17 protein-coding genes are annotated in these 21,030 nt (G+C 37.7%); 3 read left to right on the forward strand and 14 right to left on the reverse strand.

Features of this window, described 5'->3' with window-relative positions:
- Positions 1–30 precede the first annotated feature (30 nt).
- Positions 31–1,782, reverse strand: coding sequence for an ABC transporter ATP-binding protein (locus ACIP9C_RS09680; RefSeq protein ID WP_401010062.1), 1,752 nt, complete (start codon positions 1,780–1,782; stop codon positions 31–33).
- Positions 1,783–2,224: 442 nt separating this feature from the next.
- Between ACIP9C_RS09680 and ACIP9C_RS09685 the strand changes: the two genes are divergently transcribed.
- From ACIP9C_RS09685 to ACIP9C_RS09695, 3 genes are all read left to right on the forward strand, one after another.
- Positions 2,225–2,983: a TerC family protein gene (locus tag ACIP9C_RS09685; RefSeq protein WP_173478911.1), complete on the forward strand. Its 759-nt coding sequence runs from the start codon at positions 2,225–2,227 to the stop codon at positions 2,981–2,983.
- A 215-nt stretch (positions 2,984–3,198) separates the two neighbouring features.
- Complete coding sequence (locus ACIP9C_RS09690; RefSeq protein WP_401010064.1) at positions 3,199–3,834, forward strand: Bax inhibitor-1/YccA family protein; 636 nt, start codon at positions 3,199–3,201, stop codon at positions 3,832–3,834.
- 135 nt (positions 3,835–3,969) lie between these two features.
- Positions 3,970–4,479, forward strand: a complete 510-nt coding sequence (locus ACIP9C_RS09695; protein ID WP_401010066.1) for a ferritin — start codon at positions 3,970–3,972, stop codon at positions 4,477–4,479.
- 61 nt (positions 4,480–4,540) lie between these two features.
- Here ACIP9C_RS09695 and ACIP9C_RS09700 read toward each other — a convergent pair whose 3' ends face one another.
- From ACIP9C_RS09700 to ilvB, 13 genes are all read right to left on the reverse strand, one after another.
- Complete coding sequence (locus ACIP9C_RS09700; RefSeq protein WP_401010068.1) at positions 4,541–5,725, reverse strand: iron-containing alcohol dehydrogenase; 1,185 nt, start codon at positions 5,723–5,725, stop codon at positions 4,541–4,543.
- A 17-nt stretch (positions 5,726–5,742) separates the two neighbouring features.
- Complete coding sequence (ahlS, locus tag ACIP9C_RS09705; RefSeq protein WP_340824032.1) at positions 5,743–6,588, reverse strand: AhlS family quorum-quenching N-acyl homoserine lactonase; 846 nt, start codon at positions 6,586–6,588, stop codon at positions 5,743–5,745.
- Between the two features lie 23 nt (positions 6,589–6,611).
- On the reverse strand, positions 6,612–8,033 hold the full coding sequence (locus tag ACIP9C_RS09710) for an aldehyde dehydrogenase family protein (RefSeq protein ID WP_401010069.1): 1,422 nt from the start codon (positions 8,031–8,033) through the stop codon (positions 6,612–6,614).
- Between the two features lie 103 nt (positions 8,034–8,136).
- Positions 8,137–9,126 carry a LacI family DNA-binding transcriptional regulator gene (locus ACIP9C_RS09715; protein ID WP_401010071.1) on the reverse strand — a complete coding sequence of 330 codons (990 nt, stop codon included), beginning with the start codon at positions 9,124–9,126 and terminating at the stop codon, positions 8,137–8,139.
- Between the two features lie 188 nt (positions 9,127–9,314).
- Positions 9,315–11,165, reverse strand: coding sequence for a dynamin family protein (locus ACIP9C_RS09720; RefSeq protein ID WP_401010072.1), 1,851 nt, complete (start codon positions 11,163–11,165; stop codon positions 9,315–9,317).
- Positions 11,166–11,409: 244 nt separating this feature from the next.
- Positions 11,410–12,291 (reverse strand): ribokinase, encoded by an 882-nt coding sequence (gene rbsK, locus ACIP9C_RS09725; protein ID WP_401010073.1) that lies wholly within the window; start codon positions 12,289–12,291, stop codon positions 11,410–11,412.
- A gap of 252 nt (positions 12,292–12,543) precedes the next feature.
- Entirely contained in the window at positions 12,544–13,134 is a 591-nt protein-coding gene (gene leuD, locus ACIP9C_RS09730) for a 3-isopropylmalate dehydratase small subunit (RefSeq protein ID WP_401010074.1), read from the reverse strand.
- Positions 13,135–13,165: 31 nt separating this feature from the next.
- Complete coding sequence (gene leuC / locus ACIP9C_RS09735; protein ID WP_401010076.1) at positions 13,166–14,575, reverse strand: 3-isopropylmalate dehydratase large subunit; 1,410 nt, start codon at positions 14,573–14,575, stop codon at positions 13,166–13,168.
- Between the two features lie 16 nt (positions 14,576–14,591).
- Positions 14,592–15,692, reverse strand: a complete 1,101-nt coding sequence (gene leuB / locus ACIP9C_RS09740; protein WP_401010078.1) for a 3-isopropylmalate dehydrogenase — start codon at positions 15,690–15,692, stop codon at positions 14,592–14,594.
- A gap of 90 nt (positions 15,693–15,782) precedes the next feature.
- The gene (locus tag ACIP9C_RS09745; protein WP_401010080.1) at positions 15,783–17,324 is read right to left on the reverse strand and encodes a 2-isopropylmalate synthase; all 1,542 of its coding nucleotides are present in this window, start codon (positions 17,322–17,324) and stop codon (positions 15,783–15,785) included.
- A complete protein-coding gene (gene ilvC / locus ACIP9C_RS09750; protein WP_401010082.1) occupies positions 17,311–18,345 on the reverse strand; it encodes a ketol-acid reductoisomerase in 1,035 nt (344 codons plus the stop codon). The genes ACIP9C_RS09745 and ilvC overlap by 14 nt, the downstream gene beginning before the upstream one ends.
- Before the next feature lie 96 nt (positions 18,346–18,441).
- On the reverse strand, positions 18,442–18,957 hold the full coding sequence (ilvN, locus tag ACIP9C_RS09755) for an acetolactate synthase small subunit (RefSeq protein ID WP_173478925.1): 516 nt from the start codon (positions 18,955–18,957) through the stop codon (positions 18,442–18,444).
- Positions 18,954–20,717, reverse strand: coding sequence for a biosynthetic-type acetolactate synthase large subunit (ilvB, locus tag ACIP9C_RS09760; protein WP_401010084.1), 1,764 nt, complete (start codon positions 20,715–20,717; stop codon positions 18,954–18,956). Before ilvB ends, ilvN begins: the two co-directional genes overlap by 4 nt.
- Positions 20,718–21,030: the final 313 nt, after the last annotated feature.

Genomic DNA, 21,030 nt, shown 5'->3' on the forward strand with positions numbered 1-21,030 from the left:
TATAGATTTACTCGATGCCTTTGAAGATGTTCAATACTCAAACTGTTGCATTACTTTATCATTTTCTGTTTTACGAAATTGAATATGATGTAATTTTGCGAAAATACCATCTTGTGCAACTAAATCCGCATACGTACCATCCTCTTCAATACCATTTTGTGTGACAACAAGCACCCGATCCGCATTACGTATTGTCGCTAAACGATGCGCAATAATGAGTGTTGTTCGATTTTCAGCAAGTTCAGCTAACGATTGTTGAATAATCATTTCCGTTTCTGTATCTAGCGCAGAAGTAGCCTCATCCAAAATTAAAATCGGTGGATTTTTCAAGAACATACGTGCAATGGCTATACGTTGCTTTTGCCCACCAGATAGCTTTAAGCCACGTTCACCAATCTGTGTCTCATAACCTTCAGGAAGCTCTGCAATAAACGATTCTAAATGCGCCCTTTTAGCTGCTTCTTCAACGTCTTCATCACTTGCATCTAAACGACCATAGGCAATATTTTCTCGAATTGTCCCTGTAAATAAAAAGACATCTTGTTGTACAATGCCAATTTGTGCTCGTAGAGAGGCTTGTGTCATATTACGTACATCCAAGCCATCAATTGTAATCGCGCCTTTAGTGACATCATAAAACCTTGGAATTAATGAACAAATTGTCGTTTTTCCTGCGCCAGATGGGCCAACAAAAGCAATGGTTTGTCCTGCATGCACATCAAACGAAATACCTTGTAAAACGGCTTTTGACGTATCATAATTAAAATCAACATCATTAAACGAGATGTCTCCACATAAATGTGTTACTTGCTTTGCTCCCTCACGATCCTGAATTTCTGGCTCCTGCTCTATCAACTCTCGGAAACGCTTAAAGCCTGCCATCCCTTTCGGATACAGTTCTAACAATGCACTAATTTTATCGATTGGTTTAATAAGAACATTTGTATATAATACAAAGCTTACAAGTCCTCCATACGATAATTTCCCATTAAAGCTTAACCAAGCACCTACTACAAGGACAACTAACGTTAACAAACGAGTCATCATATAAATACTCGAATGCGCCCCAGCCATAATCTTATAGGCGTATAATTTTGCCGAACGGAAAAAACCATTTTGCTCTTTAAAACGTTCCATTTCATACGCTTCATTTGTAAATGATTTCACAACACGAACCCCAGAAACGCTATCCTCCACACGACCGTTTACATCTGCAATTTTAACGTACAACGTTTTCCATGCATTGTTCATCTTAATGTTACTAACTGTCACAAGCCACATTAAAAACGGCACCATAATCGCTGCAATTAAGGCAAGGGTTGGATTGACATTGAACATAATGATGAAAGCACCCAAAAATGTCATAATGGCAATGAATAAATCTTCTGGCCCGTGATGGGCAAATTCACCAATATCAAATAAATCATTTGTAATTCTGCTCATAATATGACCCGTTTTCGTATTATCAAAGAAACGGAATGATTGTCTCTGGACATGATTAAACAGTTCTTGTCGCATATCGGTTTCAATATTTATACCAAGTTTATGCCCTAAATAATTGACAATAAAGTTTAGTACGGTGCTAAGTGCGTATACGAGCAATAGCAAAATACTTACTTTGACAATCATACTCCACTCCCCTGTAGGCAGTAGTTTGTCAATGAACCATTGAACAGCTAATGGAAAGGCTAGCTCTAGTAGTGCTACAACAATCGCACTAGAAAAATCCACAACGAATAATCGTTTATGTGGTTTATAGTATGAAAAAAACTTTTTATACATATATGACTCCCTTCTAAGTTGCTAAAAAATTCACTTATCACCAATAGTAACACTTGTGATAATAATTTTGAAAATAATTTTTAAATATAAGATTACTTTTGATTTGCATTTAGTTCACTACATGCTATAATCTTTGTAAGAAGAATTGAATAGCTTTTGACATTTTTGTCAAAGGGGAGTAGCTAGCAGATGTGAGCGATACATCTGATTTCACATTCGTCATTACATGGCAGTCGCCATCGGGTGTGATAGCAAGCTCATCTAATAGATGAGTGCTGTACCGATAACTTTCGGTACAAATTATTATTTGGAGCTTCCAAATAGTTGTGCTTAGCAAGACCTTTGCCTATTTTTTAGGCATGGGTCTTTTTCTTTTGCCTAAAATTAAAAATAGGAAAGAGCATCATATTCATTTCTGTCCAAAATAAAGGAGGAAACACATTTGGAAGCCATTTTATTAGAATACGCATGGGTATTAGTTGTATTAATTGTACTTGAAGGACTTTTAGCAGCGGACAATGCAGTCGTTATGGCCGTGATGGTTAAACATTTACCAAAAGCGCAACAACAAAAAGCATTATTATACGGATTAGTCGGTGCATTCATTTTCCGTTTTGCAGCTTTATTCTTAATTACTACACTCGTGAATTTTTGGCAAATTCAAGCTTTAGGCGCTGCTTACTTGTTATTCATGTCGATAAAGCATATTTACGATTCACGAAAAGCTGCGGGGGACTCAGATGAAATTAAAGAACCAAAAAAGCAATCTGGTTTCTGGATGACAGTTGTTAAAGTTGAGCTTGCAGACATCGCCTTTGCAGTGGATTCCATTTTAGCAGCAGTTGCGATTGCAGTTACATTACCGCATTTAGGGAATTTCGATGTTGGTGGCATTAACGCAGGTCAATTCGGTGTTATGTTCCTTGGTGGTATTATTGGGGTCGTAATGATGCGATTTGCAGCACGCTGGTTCGTTCGTGTACTCGAAAAATTCCCGTCACTTGAAACGGCTGCCTTCCTTATCGTTGGTTGGGTTGGTGTAAAGTTGGCTGTCTTAACTTTAGCACATGAAAAATTAGGAGTTATTCCGCATGATTTCCCACACTCAACACTTTGGAAAGCTACATTCTGGATTGTATTAGTTGCGATCGCTCTTAGTGGCTACTTAGTAGGTGTAAAAAACCAAAAGAAGGAAGCATAATCGCTTTTAATAAAATTCGCCAAGACATAATGTCTTGGCGAATTTTTTATAATAGCTAATGGCGATTCGCTTCGGTTTAGTATCGGTTTCCCCTAGTTTAGTGGCGATTTCACTTGGTTTAGTGGTGATTCCAGTGATTCCCCTACTCTATCAGTGATTGCTACTGTATAATCGGGTATTGGACTAAGAAAGCTAAAAAAGAAAGGAATTTTTACATGGCTTACGCTAACCGTAATCAAAACTTAAACAAAATTTTAAAACACTTTACCTTTATGTGGGTATTGACCGCGATAGGAATATTTATCGCTACTTTATTACCATCAACAGTTATAATGCCACTTTCGATTCTTTGTATTATTCTCCTAATCATTGCCTGCTTTGTTCGTAGCTTAAAACTAGCCAACTCTATTATGTATGCAATCCCTTTTTTAATGGGTATTTTACTATTTTGGACAACACAATTTTTTATTGATCAGCTCGGACCGCAATTAGTTTTATTCGTTTTTGGAGCAACCGTTAGTATTTTTGTCATACTGGCTCTTGTAGGTATGATGATGAATAAAGATATTTCAAATTGGGGAAGCTATTTATTCACTGTGCTTATCGTCGTGCTTGTGTTTTCGCTTCTTTTTATGTTTATACCAGTTGGTAATATTATTGGGCTTATTATTGCAGCAGTTTCTGTTTTACTGTTTAGTCTCTTCACAGTGTATGATTTTAACCGCATTCGACATAATCATGTGTCCGACGAGGATGTTATTGGGATGGCATTAAATCTATATTTAGATTTCATTAATCTATTTACGAATCTATTAGAAGTGATTTGGCGATTAAAAAATGAATTTGACTAAATTTTCTAATTGAGAACGAATATCAATTTATTTTTGCACCATTTATGACGAAAAAAATATTTTTCTGTATGATGGCCCTCTTTCGCTATATACTATGAGAAGTAGTAGGTATTTACTGCAAAGGGAGGAACATTTATGTTATCTGAAAAACTACACACAGCGCTAAACGAACAAATGAATTTTGAATTTTACTCCGCACATGCTTATATGGCGATGGCTGCATTTTGCACAGACCAAGATTACGACGGCTTTGCGAATTTCTTTTTAGTGCAGGCTGAAGAAGAACGTTTTCATGCAATGAAATTTTATAATTTCTTAAGTGATATGGGCTATCGTGCATCAATACACGGATTTGACAGTCCTGAAAATCATTTCGACTCTATTTTGCATGCCTTTAAAACGGCTATGTCTCATGAAAAAGAAGTAACTCGTCGTATTTACAACTTATCTGATATTGCTTTAGATGAACGTGAGCACGCAACAATGGCATTTTTAAAGTGGTTTATCGATGAACAAGTCGAGGAAGAATCAACATTCGATACGTTAATACGTAAAATTGAACGTATTCAAAATGATTCGAATGCTATCTTTATGCTAGATGCTGAATTAGCGAATCGCTCTTTCACGCCGGATGCTGAAGCTTAATAAAAAAAGGCTGTATCAAATAGTATTTGATACAGCCCTTTTCATTTTCAAAATGTTTTTCCTACAACGGTCGGTTTGGCTCACGAATTTCGCCATCAAATGCAGCGCGATAAATAGCAAAAATATCATCTCGATTTAATGTCATCGGACTGCGAGCTAAAATTCTTGTTTGCTTTGTTGCATCATCAGTTAATTGTTCAAGGGCAAATTCTGGTATGTGAAAGCCTTTCAAAGTCGAAGGAATATTTACATCGTGTACTATTTGTCGCAATGCATCAACACACTTATAGGAAGCAGCTTCTTGCGTTAAATACATTGAGGAAAGACCCATTGCATCTAGTATATCTTTCATGCGTTTTTCACAACTTTGGCGAATATAGCCCATTACGTATGGCAATAGTACAGCGTTTGAATCTCCATGTGCAATATGGTACTGACCACCAAGCGGATAAGCTAAAGCATGTACCCCTGCTACACCTGCATTAAAAAATGCCAAGCCTGCTAAGTAACTACCATAACTCATATCTGAGCGTGCTTGCTTGTTATTACCATCTTGTACCGCTGTACGAATTGAGTTACTGATCAATCTAATCGCTTGCAGTGCAAGACCATCTGTCACTTCATTTGCATTGATAGAAACATATGCTTCAATTGCATGTGTTAAAGCGTCAACGCCCGTAGCGGCAGTTACTTTTGAAGGCAAGGAAATTGTTAATTCTGGATCCACAATTGCTACATCAGCCAGTAAATAATCATGCGTCACGACATCCTTAGTCGTTTCTAACGATAAAACAGAAATATTTGTAACCTCTGAGCCTGTACCCGATGTTGTTGGAATTAAAATTTTCGGAAGTCCTTTATTTTCAAGTGTTTTCGTGCCTGTTAAATTTAAATAGTCAGCCACCTGACCATCATGAGTAGCTAATACAGCAGCTAGCTTAGCTAAATCTAATGCACTTCCCCCACCTAATCCAATAACTAAATCAAATTGATGCTTTCGTGTATAGTCCACTAGTTTTTCACCAACGGAAAGAGGTGGCTCAGGAGCAATGTCAGTATAAATTGTCGTCTTATATCCATTGTCCTGCAATGGCTTTTTAACTTGATCCACTAAACCTAAGTCTTGTAAAAATGGGTCCGTCACAATTAATATATTATTTGCTTGAAATTTTTTTACTTCTACACAAAGCTGTTGCAGACAACCCCAACCTGTATAACTTGTAGGAGTAAAGGTTAATTTATTCATTTTCAATCTACTCCTATCTATTCATAATAGCCTTCTGTGGATTTTCTGAATGATTTAAATTGCACAGGATCATGACCAAACCAAACTTGTGAATTCGTTTCATTTGCTAAGCGTCGAATTCGTTCAACTGTTGAATTATAGCCGACTGAATCATAAATAATACCAGGAGGCTTAACAGGAGGTCCAAAACTTTCGGCTGTGTAAATGGCATCTGACGCTAAAATTATCCCCCCAGTTTCTGGCATATTAATATGCAAGCCAAGCATACCCCAAGCATGGCCACTACCAAAATTCAATATATTAATGCCTTCTGCAAGTTTCACATTATCTTCACCACGTTTGATTAATCGCCACTGTAAGTTGTTTTTAATCCACATATCAATATCACCCCAAACATAAGCACCATCCTTAACATTTCTCGCATATGTTTGTAATGTGCCATTAAATTCATCTTCCTGCACAATAATCGTAGCATTCGTAAAAAGTTCTAAACAACCTGCATGATCTAAATGAAGATGTGAAGCAACAACATATTTAATATCTTCTGGGCGAACATTTAATTCTTCTAAGCGATGGTGTAAATAGCACTCTTCTGGCATATTAATAGGAAATGCTTTTTGTGTAAATTCACCCCAGCGTCCTTCAGGTCCCATTGAGTTTGGATTACATGCTGTATCAAATAAAATTTTTCCTTCTGGATGATCAATTAAAACTGTATAAACAGGAAATTCAACAAATTCATTAGGTTGATTTGGATGATCGATTGTTGCTGGATTATGCATTGCAATCATATAATTTTTATCCATCCGCATCGTGCCATTATCCATAACAAAAAGCTTAGCATGCTGATTTATCATCTTCATTTACAAACATCCCCATTTCATGATTAGTTATGATTCCAAATAACTAGTTTCATCTCGGTCATTTCTTCTATGGCATATTTAATTCCTTCTCTTCCTGTCCCACTTTCTTTTATTCCACCATACGGCATATGATCTACACGATATGTAGGAACATCATTAATAATGACACCACCCACTTGCAACTTTTTTGAAGCTTTAAAGGCCGTTTCAATAGAAGGTGTAAAGATGCCAGCTTGTAAGCCGTAATTAGAATCATTTATTGCTTCAATCGCTTCATCTATTGTGGACACTTTGTTGACGATAACTACTGGAGCAAAAATTTCTTCACATGAAACACGGCTATAGGACGGTACATTGTAAAGCACTGTAGGTAATAAAATATTGTTTTCAATGCGACCACCAGTAATTATCTGTGCCCCATTCTTCAATGCCTCTTGAATCCAAGTGAGGGCACGCTGTTGCTCGGTTTCTGAAATCATCGTTGTAAGATCTGTCGTTGGATGAAGTGGATTCCCTAGTGTTAGTTGATTAATTTTTGCTGTTACTTGTTCTAAAAATTGATCCATTATATTTTCCATGACATAAATTCGTTGTAGTGAAATACATACTTGCCCTTGGTTTGAAAACGCTCCCATTACAATGCGCTCCATAATTTTATCTAATTGAACCCCTTCATCGACAATCACGCCAGCATTGGAGCCAAGTTCTAGTGTTACCTTTTTCAGACCTGCACGATTACGAAGTGAAATACCTACTGCAGGACTGCCTGTAAAAGTAATCATTTTCACCTGTGGATGTGCTAAAAATGTATCTCCGATAAGCTTTCCTTGCCCTGTGACTAAATTAAAGGCACCTACTGGTAAATCTGTTTGGGCTATTAATTTTGCAAGAAAGTGTGCTGATAAAGCCGTTTGTGTTGCCGGTTTTAAAACAATTGTATTTCCTGCTGCTAATGCCGGTCCGACTTTATGTGCAACAAGATTTTGAGGGAAATTAAATGGTGTAATTGCCGCTATTACCCCAATTGGTTCACGTAATGTATAGGCAAATCGTCCTTCTCCACTTTTTGAAGCGTCCATCGGAATTAACTCTCCTGCAAGTCGCTTCGCTTCCTCTGCTGCAAACTTATAGGTTTCTATTGTTCGGTCTATTTCTGCAATTGCATACTTTAGTGGCTTAGCAGATTCTAATGAAATTATCGAAGCCGCCTCATCTCGATGCTCAGCAAATAAATTCGATAATTGTTCCACAATTTGTGCTCTCTGTAATGCTGTTAAAGATGCCATTTTTGAAGTTGCTTCTTGTGCACTTTCAATTGCATCTTGCACATCAACTTCAGTTGCCATAGCGAAACTAGCAATTAATTCTTTTGAATATGGGGCATACACATCTGTATACCCTTCTGTCATACGCCATTCGTCGTTAATCAATAATCCTTTCTTCAAGTCATCCTCCTCTCCCCTGCATGGTTACGTATTCATTTCTGAAAATAAAGAAATGAATACGTAACCATTTATCGAGTAAAAAAATAAACTGACGAATATCAGTTCATTTTTTACCCGTGGTGTTTCTTGGGAAAAGTTTAACAGATTCAGTTTGCTTGATGCAAGCACTTTTTTTCTCCATAACATCAAATAATTTTTCAATCGCTAGAAATCCTAGATTTTTTTCCGATTCGATGCCCACAGTAGTCAAGGATATGGAATGATGTTTACTTAACTCTACATTATCAATACCAATTACATTAAAATCGTTAGGAATAGCAAATCCTTGCTCTAAACATTGGTTTAGAATTTCAATAGCAATAGCATCTGTTGCAGCACAAATCGCTGTTGGTCTTGGGTTTAGTAGCAAAAGTTCTTCAAAAGCACGCTTAATATCATCTTTGCTCGTATTTGTTAAAAATGTTGGCACTATATTTTTGTCAATTTCTGCTTCTGCTAACGCTCTTTTGAAGCCTTCATATCTTCCAAAAAAAGTACTCATTTCATGTGGACCACCAATCCAGCAAAGATCCCTATGGCCTAAAGAAAGCATATGTTTAGTCGCTAAATAACCAGCCTCCACATTATTTATTTCTACAAAATGCTTATTTTCTTTATGCTTACGATTAAACATTATAAAGGGTATATCCAACTTTTCGAGCTTATAAAATAATGGATCCGTATACCCGATAGAAGATAAAATAATTGCATCAACTTTCGTTTCTAACACGGAATTATAAATTGTATGTAAATTTTCTTCCGTTCCAAAATGCACATTTACTTTATAGCCCCTGGCGTTCGCATAATTTACAATTGCAGTTGTTGTATCGACAAAAAAAGGATTATGCAAAGGTCCAGATATTAAAGTAATAATTCCTGTCTTTTGTTGTACCAGTGATCTTGCAATATCGTTTGGAATATAGTTTAATTCTTCAATTGCTTCCATCACTTTTTTTATTGTTTTCGGCTTAACTAATTCAGGTGTATTTAACACTCTTGAAACAGTCGTCTGAGAGACACCGGCAAACTTTGCTACATCTTTAGAAGAAACCAAAAAAACCCCCCACTTCATCTTTGTATGCCTATTTTATAACATCCAATGGATATTGTTAATAGGATTGATCTCTAGTTAAGGTGAAAGCCATTATTGAAGTTGTTGCCATTCATCCACACTTTAATGCCACATAAATAAAACAAAGCCCTAAAAGAATCCAACACTTTTAGGACTTTGACTAATAAATATTATGACTCATATTGTACTTCTAATTTTTTTGGTATTGCTGGAATATCGTTTGATCTTACATCCGTCTCAGCAAGGTGTAAGCCTTGTAATGGGTACTTACTGCCGACTTCAAAAGGAATTTCAATACTTTCCATTTTATTATTCATCTGACTTCTAGCTAGTAAGCCATTTTTCGATAAATCGATGTCAATGATACTGTCGATTGTTTCTTTCAGCATTTGTTGATCTTTTATGCGAAGTGGCATTCTATCTTCCATTAAAAATGGCTGGATATTATCTTTAATAAATCCTTGTGCTTCAATTAAACACGAAAACTCATTTAATTTAGCTGCATATAATTTTAGTTGCTTTTTCTCTTTTGCACGTTGCTGGTTAAGCTCTTTCACCCTTTTCTCAATTCGAGCTAAACGTTTTTTCGATAAACCTATTAAATAGCTTTGGATTGATTGTATTTCTTCAATAATTGAGGCTTCCGCTTCTCTTACTTTCGCATACTGAGTAACACATTCCTCTTGCTGTTCATTTAATCGAAGCACACGTTCTTTGAAAAATTCATTTTGGGTATGTTGACCAAAGATGGCTTTCATAAGTCCTTTGCCATGAATTTTTTTATGCTGTGCATCCAGGCGCTCATATTCTCTCATATATTCGTTGTGCATATTTCGATATTCTCGTAAGGCTTGCTGATAGATTATCGCCTTTTCAGTAAACTGTTCTACTTGATCATCCTGTAAATAATCATTTTGGGAAATCGTTTGTAATAGCTGATACAATGTTTGTACATTTTTAAATACATTCGCCACTTGTTCATACTCTTGTTCGTATTCTTGTACAATCGCTAAATCGCGTTGGTAACGTGAAAATTCATATTGTGTATCGCCAGCAAATTTTTCTATATTTTCTACTGCTGATTGGAATGGGTCACGGTGTGGTATAACTGTTAATTCAAAACGGAAACGTTCTAGCCATTGTAAAAAACGAATAATAATTGCATACGTTTTTTTATCACTATTCATCGCAACACGTTGAATTTGCGCAATTAAATTATCATATTGACTCTGGTGCCATAACTCTTTATTTTCAGTTCGTTGTGCTTCAAGGGCATCGATTGCCGAAACAGGAACAAAGTCGCTAATTAAATGACCAATTCGCTCTTTTTCAGAACTTATAAACGCTTCTGTATTATTATTTGTATCAATTGCATTTACGATACAAAGAGGTACAACCCCTTTATTTTTTAAAGCCTCCATTAATAAAATTTCTGCGTCGATAGCCATTGATTGAGAGCGTAGTACCCAGAAAATTTCATCAACACGATTTATCAAAGATTCAGAGAAATAGGCCATTTCTCCCCCTCCTGCTTCCAATGATACCGAATCGATAATTGTAACAGATTTCAATAAATCATGTTTTATATATACTTCTAGATAGTCTAAATGTTCACGTAAAATTTGTGATGCAAATGTATCTCCAGTTGTGAGTAATTCTAGTTTACTCATATCAAAGATTGCCACCATACCATCTAAAAAATAAGCTTTAACTTCCTCATTTTCACCATAACGTAAAAACGTGTTAACCCCTGTCGGATTTTGATCGCTAACGGGTAAAATAGAACGACCAAGAAGTCCATTCACAAGTGTTGTTTTTCCTACCCGTTGTTTCCCGACTATCAGTACCATTGTTTCATTGTTTGCATCTTGGATTATACGATTTAAGTGCTTAGCTGTATCTTTTACATATGTATTTTGTACAATAATGCTGTGCAGTTGACGTAAACGATCCACAAACTGTGGCAAAATATTATTCGCTGAGGCTGTATAGTCGATTGGCGTAGTGTCAATATTCGTCATCCTCAAAACCTCTTTCCTATGTATCTATAGTTTCATTATAAATGAAACTATTCTATTTCTTATACATAGTTGAAAATTAATAACAAAAAAGGACAAACTACTCAGTTCGGGTTGTCACAAATAGGATTTACTTCTTAGTTAAATTTTCTATATTTTCTTAATTTATAGCGCGACTAGGTAAATGAAATGAGATTTTCTAGCTAACATATGACGACTTAAAGCTAATCTTGAAACGCAATATTTTCTATTCGTCAAAACCAGCCATTCGCGCATACACTTGGCTAAGCGTTGGCATACCGCCTTGTGCGCCTAATTTCTCGACAGAAAGTGAGGCAGCTATATTTGCAAAATAAACAGCTTCATCCAATGATTGCCCCTCCGTTAATGCATAAGCAAGCGCACCGTTAAATGTGTCGCCTGCTCCTGTTGTATCTGATGCTTTTGTCATATAGCCAGGAACATGAATAGGGTATTCTCCATCAAAATAACGAGCGCCATCACTTCCTAGTGTAATGATCATCTTATTCGGATATTTTTCTAGTATACCTTCAAAATCGTCTCCAAATAACTGGGCACACTCTATTTCATTAGGTGTGATGTATGTTATATCGTTAATCCACTGTATATCAAAATTTGCCGCTGGCGCAGGATTTAATAGCACCGGCACATTAGCATCCTTACATAATTTTAATGCATATGCCGTCGTTTCTTTAGGAATTTCCAGCTGTAAAATTACTATTTTGCTCTGCTCTATCACATCTTTTACCGCATCTAAATGGGACGGTTCCAATTTATAATTTGCCCCTGGTACTACAATTATCCGATTATCATTATGATGAACTAAAATATTAGCTACTCCCGTCGGTGCTGAAGCTGACATAAGCGTTTTCGTATTAACATGCTCTTGCTCTAAATTTGTTCGCAACGTATTACCAAAGTCATCATTACCTACGCAACCAACCATTGTTACCTGACTACCTAAACGTGCAGCAGCAATAGCCTGATTTGCGCCTTTCCCACCTGGACTTGTTCGAAACGCTTCACCAAGTACTGTTTCTCCTTGCTGAGGAAAATTAGCCATTTGTATTACTAAATCCATATTTAAACTACCGATTACTGTTATCATCTAAATCATCCTTTCCAATCTTCCTTACCATTTTACCGAGTCAACAATAGAAAGACAAAGGCTTACTTGTTTTCACTCTTACGAGGTACCAGCGATTCCACTAGGTTTATCAGCAATTTCTAGCCATGTTCGACGATTCACCTGTTTTATCTGCGATGGTGTCCGCTGTAATGGACAACAGTTTACAGCAAAAAAAGTGTTAGATTGATCGCAGTCAATCTAACACTTTTTTGTCTAAGCCACTTTTGCTAATTAGTAAGCTACTCGCTGCGCTTCATACGCAGCAATTTGATCTTCGTACTTAATTGTTAGGGCAATTTCATCCAAGCCATTTAATAAGGTTTCTTTGTAATAAGAATCGATATTAAATGTATAGACTTTACCATCTTCGCCCGTTACAGTTTGTGCTTCAAGATTTACTTCCACATGGTAAGGTTTTGTTAAACCTTTTTCTAAAATTTCATCGCATTCTGCTTCTGTTAGCTTGATTGGTAAAATACCGTTTTTAAAGCAGTTATTGTGGAAAATATCTGCGAACGATGGTGCAATGACTACATTGAAGCCATAATCTAAAATAGCCCATGGTGCATGCTCACGAGAAGAGCCACAACCAAAATTATCTTGTGCTACTAGAATTTTAGAGTCTTTAAATTCAGCTTTATTTAATACAAAGTCTTGCACTTCATTTCCTTGCGCATCATAGCGCCAGTGATAAAACAAATATTGACCAAAGCCTGTGCGTTCAATGCGTTTTAAAAATTCTTTTGAAATAATTTGATCTGTATCTACATTTTTACGATCAAGTGGTGTAATAACACTTTTTACTATATTAATTGGTTTCATTTCAATCATCCCTTCCGTGTAAATTTAGCTTTTACACAGTTTCCTTCACGAATTCCCGTACATCAACGAAATGCCCTGCAATTGCTGAAGCTGCTGCCATTGTCGGTGATACTAAATGCGTGCGCGCGCCTGCACCTTGACGACCTTCAAAGTTACGGTTTGATGTTGATGCACAACGTTTACCAGCTGGTACAACATCATCATTCATTGCCAAGCACATCGAGCAACCTGATTCGCGCCATTCAAAACCAGCATCAATGAAAATTTTATCCAAACCTTCAGCCTCTGCTTGTTTTTTTGTAGTATGGGAACCTGGCACAACGATTGCTGTAACATTTTCATGAACTTTGCGTCCTTGAATAACGTTTGCCGCAGCACGTAAATCGCTTATACGTGAGTTCGTGCATGAGCCAATAAATACGTATTGGATATCGATTGAAGTTAATGGCTGACCTTCTTCTAAGCCCATATATGCAAGTGCTTTACGAAGAGCCGCTTTATCAGACTCATCCTTATAATCTGCCTGCGTCGGAACATTTTGCGATACACCTGAGCCCATCGAAGGATTCGTACCCCATGTAATAATTGGCTCAATTTCCTCAGCCTTAATGATGCGGACTTCATCATATGTAGCATCCTCATCTGATGCTAAACTCAACCAATAAGCTGTAGCTTCTTCAAATTTGTCACCTTGTGGTGCATATTTGCGGTCACGAATATAATCTACTGTAATTTGGTCTGGTGATACAAGACCAGCCTTTGCTCCCGCTTCGATTGACATATTACAGATTGTCATTCGTTCTTCCATTGACAGTTTGTGGATTGCCTCTCCAGTGAATTCCACAATATGCCCTGTACCAACGCCAATACCAAATTTCGAGATGATTGCCAAAATAATATCCTTTGCCGCAACGCCAACAGGAAGCTCGCCTTCAACACGAATTTCCATTGTTTTAGGCTTGTTTTGCCATAACGTTTGTGTGGACATTACGTGTTCTACTTCTGATGTACCGATACCAAATGCAATGGCACCAAATGCACCATGTGTAGAAGTATGAGAATCTCCACAAACGATTGTTTTACCAGGTTGTGTTAAACCTAATTCTGGTCCAATAACATGAACAATTCCTTGATCTGGGTGACCCATGCCTGCAAGTTCAATCCCAAATTCAGCAGCATTTTTCGCTAATGTTTCGATTTGATTGCGTGCAATTGGGTCATTAATAGTCGGTAAGTTTTTTGTTGGAACGTTATGATCCATCGTTGCAAAGCTTAAATCAGGACGACGCACTTTACGTCCGTTCATGCGTAAACCTTCAAATGCTTGCGGAGAAGTTACTTCATGAATTAAATGAAGATCAATATATAACAGGTCCGGTTTGCCCTCTTCCTGATAAACAACATGTTTATCCCAAATCTTTTCAATTATATTTTTTCCCATTGTCTTCACCTATTTCTTAAATATATGTTGTCATAATACTTTCCGATACAAAACTTGTATCAATTTCGTTAATTACTTTATCTGTCCATTCATTTGTAGATAATGTTCGCCCTCCATCGCGTGCAAGGTCAGCTGTAAAGTAACCATCATCAAACACAGCACTAACAGCACGTTCAATTTCAGCAGGTTCTTCTGCTAGTCCGAATGAGTATTGTAACATCATAGCGACTGAAAGAATTGTTGCTGCTGGATTGGCAACACCTTGCCCTGCAATCTCTGGTGCTGAACCGTGTACTGGTTCATAAAGACCAAAATTATCACCACGAATGGATGCGGATGGTAATACACCTAGTGACCCTGTTATAACCGATGCTTCATCACTTAAAATATCACCAAACATGTTTTCTGTAACAACGACATCATAGTGAGCTGGATTTGTAATTAATTTCATAGCTACTGAATCTACTAAGTTGTGCTCGACTTGCACATCTGGATAATCCTTTTTCTTCGCTTCTACAACTTCGCGCCATAAACGGCTTGTTTCAAGTACGTTTGCTTTATCGACAGAACATAATTTGCCCCCACGTAAACGTGCTAATTCAAAGGCATTTTCAACGATACGCTCTACTTCTGCTGTTGAGTAAACTGTAGTATCAATTGCGCCATTTTCAGTACGCATACGTGGTTCCCCGAAGTATACGCCGCCTGTCAGTTCACGTACGATCATTAAATCGACGTTTTCGGCTACTTCACGTTTTAAAGGTGAAGCATCTAGTAAACTCGGGAACGCCTTTACTGGACGTAAATTTGCGAATAAGTCAAAGTGCTTGCGAATACGTAACAATCCTTTTTCTGGACGTAGTTCTGGAGGGTTATTGTCCCATTTCGGACCCCCTACTGCTCCTAATAAAATGGCATCACTGCCCTCGCACATTTCAATTGTTTCATCGGGTAGTGGATTATTGTGTTGATCGATGGCAGCGCCTCCGATTGTTCCATAACCTAAATGGAATGTATGGTTAAATCGTTTACCGATTACTTGTAATACACGTATAGCTGACGCAACCACTTCTGGCCCAATTCCGTCGCCAGGAAGTACTGTAATTTTTTTCTCCATTTATAAAAACACCTTTCTTTTTATAGAGTATGGTTACGCTGTTTTAGGAAAGACTCTCACCTATTTTAGGCAGGTGAGAGCCAAATCAAATTAAACTAGTTGACCTTGAGCTCGAAGACTTACTTGGATTAAATGTCGATTAATCGCATTTAAATAAGCTTTTGCAGATGCTTCTAATACATCCTGAGACGAGTTTCGTCCCGTTGTTGATACACCGTCGTATCGAATATTAATGACAGCTTCACCAAGTGCATCGCGCCCTTTGCCGACAGATGTCACACGGTAATCAATAACATTGATGTTACCTGGCACAAGTTGTTCTAACGTATTAAATATAGCTTCTACTGAGCCTGAGCCCGTTGCCACTACATTTTTCACATGACCTTCTGGCGTCACAACAGTTGCAGTGGCTGTCGGAATATTTTCTGTACCATATTGCACCTGTACCATTTTCAGTTCAAATAATGGCACATCTTCAATTTGTACTTGTTGTTCCGTAAGAAGTGTTAGTAAATCTTCTTCCGTAATTTCCTTTTTACGATCTGCGAGCTGTTTAAATTCAACAAAAGCTTTGTTTAGCTTTTCATCTGACAGTGTGAAGCCCATTGTTACCGCACGATCTCGGAAGGCAGCACGTCCAGAATGTTTTCCAAGGACAAGTGGCACTTCACCTTCGCCAATTAATGCAGGTGAAATAATTTCGTAAGTTTCAGGATTTTTAAGCACGCCGTCTTGATGAATACCAGACTCATGGGCAAATGCATTTTTACCAACGATCGCTTTGTTCGGCTGAATAACTACATTCGTTAGTTTACTTACTAATTGAGATGTACGCTTAATTTCTTGTAAATTAATTCCTGTTTTCACAGGGTAAAGATCTTTACGGATATGAAGAGCAACAGCAATTTCTTCTAGTGCAACATTCCCCGCACGCTCTCCGATACCGTTAATTGTTCCTTCTATTTGTGAAGCACCATTTTCGATAGCAGCGATTGTGTTCGCCGTCGCCATCCCTAAGTCATTATGGCAATGTGCTGAGAATTTAACTTTTTCAGCACCTTTCACATTTTCTAATAAAAATTTAAATAATGCTCCATATTCTTGTGGAGAAGCATAGCCAACTGTATCAGGGACGTTAATCGTCGTTGCACCAGCTGCAATGACGTCATTCATAATACGTACTAAAAATTCACGATCCGATCGGAAAGCATCCTCTGCAGACCATTGCACAAGAGAGAAGTATTTTTTTGCATATTTCACAGCTTCAATTGCTTGTTCTACTACTTGATCTGGTGATTTTTTTAGCTTGTATTCCATATGAATTGGAGATGTTGCTAAAAAAATATGAATATGTGGTTGTTCTGCTACTTTAATAGCTTCCCATGTTGTATCTATATCTTTTTGGACGCAACGAGCTAGCCCTGTAACAATTGAATTTTTCACAGTACCGGCAATCCGGTTAACCGCCTCAAAATCACCAGGCGATGAAGCAGGAAAACCTGCTTCAATAATCGTTACACCTAGTCGTTCAAGTTGCTTGGCAATTTCAATTTTCTCTGCTGTATTTAAGTTGATACCTGCAGATTGTTCGCCATCGCGAAGTGTTGTATCAAAAATATCAATTTTTCGCACTTGTAGCCACTTCTCTCACAACTTTTTCCTTACCTTCATTAATGAATGGCATCATTGCGCGTAATTTTGCACCAACTTCTTCGATTTGGTGATTAGCACCAGCTTCTTTGAACTTCGTATAGTCTGGACGACCATTTTCATTTTCTTGAATCCAACGACGAGCAAATGTACCATCTTGGATATCTGTTAATACATCCTTCATACGACCTTTAACAGATTCATCAATGATACGTGGACCTGCCACATAATCACCCCACTCAGCTGTATCTGATACTGAGTAACGCATTGTTGCCATACCACCTTCAAACATTAAGTCCACGATTAATTTTAATTCGTGTAATGTTTCGAAGTAAGCAAGTTCTGGTTGGTAGCCAGCCTCTACTAATGTTTCGAATCCTGCTTTTACTAATTGTGTTGCCCCACCGCAAAGTACTGCTTGCTCACCGAATAGGTCAGTTTCTGTTTCCTCTTTGAATGATGTTTCAAGTAAACCTCCACGTGCTGCGCCAATGCCTTTACCGTAAGCAAGAGCTAGATCTTTTGCTTGACCAGTTGCATCTTGATGGATTGCGAATAAACCTGGTACACCGGCACCTTGTTGGAATTGACGACGTACTAGATGCCCTGGACCTTTTGGTGCTACTAAAAATACATCAACATCTGCTGGTGGTGTAATTTGACCGAAGTGAATATTAAAACCATGAGCGAACATAAGAGCTTTACCAGCTTCTAAATATGGAGCAATTTCAGCTTCATAAACTGCTTTTTGACGCTCGTCTGGAAGTAAGATTTGAATTACATCTGCTTGTTGAGCTGCTTCAGCAACGGTTTTAACATCTAAGCCATCAGCTTTTGCTGCGTCGAAAGATCCTCCTGGGCGAACACCTACTACTACATCAAAACCTGATTCTTTAAGATTTAATGCATGTGCGTGACCTTGTGAGCCGTAACCGATAATTGCGATTTTTTTCCCTTTTAATACGTCCTCGTTGATGTTTTGTTCATAGTACATAGTAGCCATTGTTTGTTTCCTCCTAATAGTGGGTTTATTTTTTTGCTTGTGATGCTTACTACTTATTCAGTATGACGAATCACAAGTTTCAATTTTATATGCAAACTATTTTAAAATAGAGAGCTGTGTATTCATGATTTTTTGCGTTTCACGAACAGATGCTGTAGCACCCGTACGTGTTAATTCTTTAATACCATATGGGCGAATAAGCTCAATAAAGGCATCAATTTTTTCTGGATGTCCTACCACTTGATAAGTCACAACATTTTTCGCTGTATCAATAATTTGTGGGCGGAACGGTTCAACAATTGAGTTCATCTCCAGACGTAAATTTGGTGGTGAAATAACCTTCACAAGCGCTAGCTCACGAAGCACGATAGATTTATCTGTAATGTCATTGACTTTTAACACATCAATTTGCTTCGATAGTTGCTTCACAAGTTGTTCAATTTTTCGCTCATCTTCTACATTTACAACAAACGTCATTTTAGAGAAGTTTGGCTGTTCTGTATGACCAACTGTGATCGATTCGATATTGAATTGACGCTTCATAAGTAAACCTGTTACACGGTTTAGTACACCACTTTGATTAATCACTGTTACGGTAATTACTCGTTTCAATTCTTTTTCACCCCAATCATTTCATGTAACCCTTTACCTGGTGCAACCATTGGGTATACACATTCAAGCTGTTTTACGCGGCAATCGATTAACGCTGGCTCGTCATTAAGAAGTGCCTCACGGAAAATACTTTCCGCTTCGTCAATTGTGTTAATTCGATAGCCTTTAATGCCGTATGCATCCGCTAATTTAACAAAGTCTGGCTGAATCGGCATAAGTGAAGATGAATAACGCTCTTCATAGAATGTTTGTTGCCATTGGCGTACCATTCCTAAACAGCTGTTATTTAAAATCACAATTTTTACTGGTAAGTTGAATTCTTGTAATAATGAAAGCTCTTGTGCAGTCATTTGGAATCCTGCATCGCCTACAATCGAAACAACTTTTTTGTCTGGCTTCGCAAACTGGGCTCCAATTGCGGCCGGGAAGCCGAAGCCCATCGTACCAAGTCCACCAGACGTTACCCAACCATGATCATTGTTTAAGCGGTAATATTGCGCCGCCCACATTTGATGCTGCCCTACATCCGTCGTAACAATGGCATCCCCTTCAGTAATTTTATGCACAAGCTCTAGCGCTTCCTGCGGTAAAACTTCCGAGTCACCAGCTTCTTTTGTATACCAAAGCGGATATTCTTTTGCGTGATTATTTAAAAACTCTAGCCATTGTGTAGTATCTGGACCATCAAAGTCTTTTTTCAATAAAGATTTTAGCGCCTCTTTCGCATCCGCAACGATTGGGATATCGGTTGGTACGTTTTTACCTATTTCAGCTGGATCAATATCGATATGGACAATTGTCGCATTCGGTGCGAACGTTGCTAAATTCCCTGTTAAGCGATCATCAAAGCGAGCACCGATATTTAATAGTAAATCCGATTTCGTAATCGCAATATTCGCTGTTACCGTCCCATGCATCCCTGCCATACCAATGAATAATTCATGGTCACCATGGATGGAGCCGAGACCTAATAATGTATTGGCCACTGGAATTCGATACTTTTCAGCGAGTGTCGTTAATTCTTCACGTGCATCAGCAAATAGTACTCCAGCTCCTGCTAAAATTACTGGATTTTTAGCTAATGAAATTGCTTGAATAGCCTTTTGAATTTGTAAATAGTTCGGCTTATAGGTTGGCTGATATCCTGGTAAATAGATTTCTTCTGGTTCTTTTGGTGGATTATCTACATCAAACAGCATTTGAGAGACGTTTTTTGGGAAATCCACAACAACTGGTCCTTTACGGCCTGTGTTGGCAATATGGAAAGCTTCTTTCACAATGCGTGGAATATCATTAACATCCTGCACTTGATAGTTATGCTTTGTAATCGGTGTTGTAATGCCCATAATATCTGCCTCTTGGAATGCATCTGTCCCAATAACAGATGTGGCTACTTGACCAGTGAAAACAACTAATGGAATCGAATCAATCATCGCATCCGCAATACCTGTTACTAGATTCGTGGCACCTGGACCACTTGTAGCGATAACAACTCCCGGTTTATTCGATACACGTGCATAGCCTTCAGCTGCGTGAATGGCACCTTGCTCATGACGTGTTAAAATATGACGAATTGGATTTTTGTACATTGCATCGTATATTTGAAGTACTGCCCCACCTGGATATCCAAAAATTATCTCTACATCTTGATCATGTAGCGCTTGGACTAAAACGTCTGCACCGTCTTTCGCTTGAAAAGTTTGCGCTACTTCTTCTGTCGCCAATTGTTCTTTTTCATTAATTGAAACATTTGTACTCATCAAAATATGCCTCCTTCTTGTCTTTCGATTCACAACAGCATACGACTACCTGTTCTAGTTAATGAACACTTTAATGATTTAACGTTGAAAAGGTTAAGAAATTTATGCTGGAAAACATAAAATAGAATATACTGTTCTTTTTGAAAAAAAATAAAAAGCCCTTTTCTCCGAACGCAAATAACTACCTTGCGTAGGGATGAAAAAGACTTTTCATGGTACCACCCTTGTTTATAGCAATAAAAATTGCTACCTCGCGAATAAATGAAAGCATTTATGCACCAATGTAAGTAAACTTACATCCAATACGGTGTCA

Source organism: Lysinibacillus sp. NPDC093210, assembly GCF_044753985.1.
GTDB lineage: Bacteria > Bacillota > Bacilli > Bacillales_A > Planococcaceae > Lysinibacillus.